The sequence below is a fragment of the Bacteroidales bacterium genome, assembly GCA_014860575.1.
Lineage (GTDB): Bacteria > Bacteroidota > Bacteroidia > Bacteroidales > JAAYJT01 > JAAYJT01.
The window spans coordinates 1-3,709 of record JACZJK010000008.1 but is presented as its reverse complement, the minus strand read 5'-3'; the positions used below and the strand labels follow the sequence as shown (position 1 = coordinate 3,709).

The 3,709-nt window shown below is 35.4% G+C and carries 4 protein-coding genes; all 4 read right to left on the bottom strand.

Going from position 1 to position 3,709, the window contains the following annotated elements:
* Positions 1-979: 979 nt before the first annotated feature.
* Positions 980-1,480, bottom strand: coding sequence for a hypothetical protein (locus IH597_01620; protein ID MBE0661138.1), 501 nt, complete (start codon positions 1,478-1,480; stop codon positions 980-982).
* A gap of 181 nt (positions 1,481-1,661) precedes the next feature.
* Complete coding sequence (locus IH597_01615; GenBank protein MBE0661137.1) at positions 1,662-2,252, bottom strand: hypothetical protein; 591 nt, start codon at positions 2,250-2,252, stop codon at positions 1,662-1,664.
* A 170-nt stretch (positions 2,253-2,422) separates the two neighbouring features.
* Positions 2,423-3,010: a hypothetical protein gene (locus IH597_01610; GenBank protein MBE0661136.1), complete on the bottom strand. Its 588-nt coding sequence runs from the start codon at positions 3,008-3,010 to the stop codon at positions 2,423-2,425.
* A 249-nt stretch (positions 3,011-3,259) separates the two neighbouring features.
* Entirely contained in the window at positions 3,260-3,595 is a 336-nt protein-coding gene (locus tag IH597_01605) for a DUF308 domain-containing protein (protein MBE0661135.1), read from the bottom strand.
* Positions 3,596-3,709 lie beyond the last annotated feature (114 nt).

Genomic DNA, 3,709 nt, shown 5'->3' with positions numbered 1-3,709 from the left:
ATAAAAGTAATTGCATTTGATGATTCAATTGTCCGATTTATTGTGTTTGAAGTCATAGCTAATTAATATTTTAATTGCTTTCTAACTGGTACACTGTTAAATATTATGTCAATCGTTTCTCTTTTTACACTTGGCGGTAACGGTTGAGGCTAAGCGCTGGCGGGCTCTTTGAATACTTATCTATCAGGCCAGCACAATTGTCAATAAATTTACAATCTTTCTCCTTACAACCATGCGCCCGTTAGCGTTTAGCATTTGTTAGCAAACGTTAATTAATTCATTGATACATTAATTCTAATAGTCCTGCCGTACCAAAAGTAAAAATGAGTGAGATCGCAAAAAAGATTAATATTTGTCTTCCATTATGGATTTTGCTTATTTCTCCATTTTCAGAACTGTTAACAATTACATCTTTGATCTTTCTGTAGTTCCAGTATTCATATTGCATGATCATAAATGTTCTCATGTCTGAGGACTGAAAATGCAATGATTCATAGTTTATAAATCGGCCTGAATTATTGTATGTACAATGTAATTTGAGTTCTGAAAATTTGAATTCATATTTTTTAAATCTGAAAGGAAAAGAAATAGAAATGTTCTCTGATGAAAGTGTAATAATTTTAAAAAAGTATATTCCTAAAATTAAAGTCCAAACTGCTAGAGTCGAAAAGAGCCCCAAAATAATGAAGAGACCTCTAGGTAAAGGCTTGTCAATAATTATTGAGTTAAAAAAAATATATGCAAAAAAGGAACAGCAAAATATCATTATTAAACCTGATAGTGTTGGCCAAATATGAGGTTTAGACTGGATCTTCATTTTTTTTTAATGTTTGCTAACGTTTTGCAGCTACCCAAAGGGCGGGACTTTTACCACAAAACTTGATTAGAAAAACTAAACTTCCATTAACCACAAAACTGTCTGCGGAGCTCGAAACCCCGCCTTTGGGGTAGGTGCTGTTATAGCCAGTTTTTCTTTCTGTCAGCATGGTTTTCGTCCAAAATTTATTCCACCACGTTCGTCCAAAGTTAAAACTTGTCCTTTCACGTGTTTGGGTTGTTGTCTTACAATTTGTTCAAGTCCGTATGACTTCAAAGCTATTTGTCCCTGCTGCAATTCTATTGTCCACTCGTAAACAAACTTATTTTTTTCTTGCTCTGTTTTACTTTTTAAATAAAGGTCGGCAATTTCCATAAGGTCAAGACAACCACCGTCTGTTTTGAAGTCAATATGCAAGTCAAAACACTCTTTAAAAATTAGTGTGCAAGGAGCAACCCAAAATGTAAATGTCTGTGCTGGTGGAATTGGATGAACCCATTTAAAAATGTAATCTAAGTCAAGCAAGCAGTCTGCTGTCCAATTGTCTTCGCTTTTTTCAATTGTCAGCCCATAAATGTTTGCGTCATGCCAACCCATTTCTTCAAAGTCGTCATGTGTCCAGATACTTTTGTCAAGTTTATAAATTTCTGTTTGTTCTGTCATTTTCGGTCGTCCTAAAATTGGCTATAACGGTTGACAATATGAAACGGTTGGGTTTGCGGGCTTCGTTCCTGTCCACCGACACAAAAGCTGATGCGGGTACCAAACCCTCACAAACCACTGAACCCCAACTGTTTTATATTGTATGTTGTGCGCTGCCATTCGTTTTTATCAGTCAATAATATCATATAAATGTTACACTCTTTTTATTTTCTTCTGCAATCAAGTCATAATTTTCAGTCCCTACGAAAAACTTAGGATAGAATATATTTTCTATAGGTTTTTTTAAATCATCGAGGTAATATTGTCCAGAAACCTCAAAATCAATAATCGCAAGCTTAAATTTATAAATTTTGAATAATTGCTTTATTAAAGAATCAAAGAACCTTTCTATTTGAGGGGGACATTTAGGTTTCTCTGTCCAAGTCTTATATTCCTCTCCAAAGACATACTCAATCGCTGCTGTATAAAAACTAATATCAAACCAATTAAATCCAGCCTCAATTGGTTCTTCTTCTCTAATATTAAATGTTTTGAAAGGAATCAATGAATTATCAAGAGTTATCAATCCTTGATGTTCAAAATTATTAATGTCAATCTCAGTTTTATTGAAATCCTTATCAAATGGGCCTTTAACATTATCAAGGGTCCAGATGTAATTGATATATAATTCAATTGGTTTATTATCAATACTTGGACAAACTTGAATACAGAGTTCATAAAATCCACCCGTTCTCAAGTCATCTCGTTGAAATATTTCTTTTTCTTTATTCATTTGTTATATCGTATCAGTCTGCCCTGGTTGCGCACAACGGTTTGCATATGGCTTGTGGCGGTTTCGAAGCACTTTCTTGTCCACCGAAACCAAAGTTGGCTACGGAGCGAAAGCCTTGCTGGCAGCCGTTTACCCGCCATAAGCTATATGCGTTGTTGTGCAACGTATTTTTAATTTTCATATTCTTCAAACGGGTCAAAACTGATATACCTTGGAAAGTCTACGTCTTGAATTGTGTCAACTTCTCTTAAAATCTGCTCACCATTTTCATATTTGCCCAATACCCTTTCTGTTCCGTGCACATCAATTGTATACATTAATACAAGACTGTCAGATTCTAGTCTCAAAAAACTTTGTGTTGTCCCACCGTGAAAAGCCCAAGCGTCAAGACAATTTAGTTTTGAGTTGAAGATCAAATTTGGGTATTGCTCGGAGTTTTTGATATGAAGGAATCGGTTTTCATTTGGGTCGAAAATGAATAATGTCCGAACTTCATTAGCACCACGAGCAGCCATATTTGAAACAAAACTATAGTCCAAAAATCCGTCTCCATTATAGTCGTATTTCTTAGGGTCACAGCCAATTACTGGGTCTTTGTCAATGTCGTATGAATCAATTAAAGTTCCACCGTTTCCTACATCCTTTGTGAACGTAACTCGGACAATGTGACCATCATGTTTTTGCGACTCAAATCTTGAAAGGTCAACCAAATAGGTTTCTCCATTTTTAAGTCTAATTGTATCTGAATAACTTTCCAATGTCTCAGTTGATTGACAAAGACAATTTAAGGTCATGAAAATAGTCAATATGAATATTAGTGATTTCGTCATTTTATATGTTGCACAACGGCCGACGCTATGGCAAGTGCGGGAATAAATTGTTGCTCAGCTGTCTGCCAGCACAAATGTATGTAAAGATTCCAAATGTTTCAACGAACACGCAAACCCGCATTTGCTATAGCGTTTGTTGGGAGCAGTTGTTCTATATTATCAGAAGTATTAATTGTCTCATTTCAAGGTTTTCTGGTTAATTAAAATGTAGCCACAACAACAAATTACTATTAATCCAATCAGCTTGAATAATGCGGACAATGAGATAAGTTCAGGAACTCCAAATTTAATAATAGACAATGTCATCCCGATTATTGGAATTATAAGTCCTAAATAAACTGAGTACCTTTTCTTATTAAATATTAAAAGGCCAGTTATTATATATATTACTCCAAATACAAGGATACCAATCCTTCCAGGACTAATGGATTTATTAATGTATTCTACAATGTGCAAAACTCCATTAAGCAATAAAAGTATTCCAGCTGGATAAACCGGTTCAAAGTGTGCCACTGATTCCGGAGTAATTGTGCCACCTGTACCGGAGCAAGATGTGCCACGGATTCCGGAGCAAAGTGTGCCACTCAAACCGGAGTAAAGTGTGCCACCTAAACCGGGCTGATTGTG

What these genes read in the sequence shown, in the direction of transcription:
- IH597_01615 (MBE0661137.1), bottom strand. Translation starts at nt 2,252, where the DNA reads ATGAATAAAGAAAAAGAAATATTTCAACGAGATGACTTGAGAACGGGT.
- IH597_01620 (MBE0661138.1), bottom strand. Translation starts at nt 1,480, where the DNA reads ATGACAGAACAAACAGAAATTTATAAACTTGACAAAAGTATCTGGACA.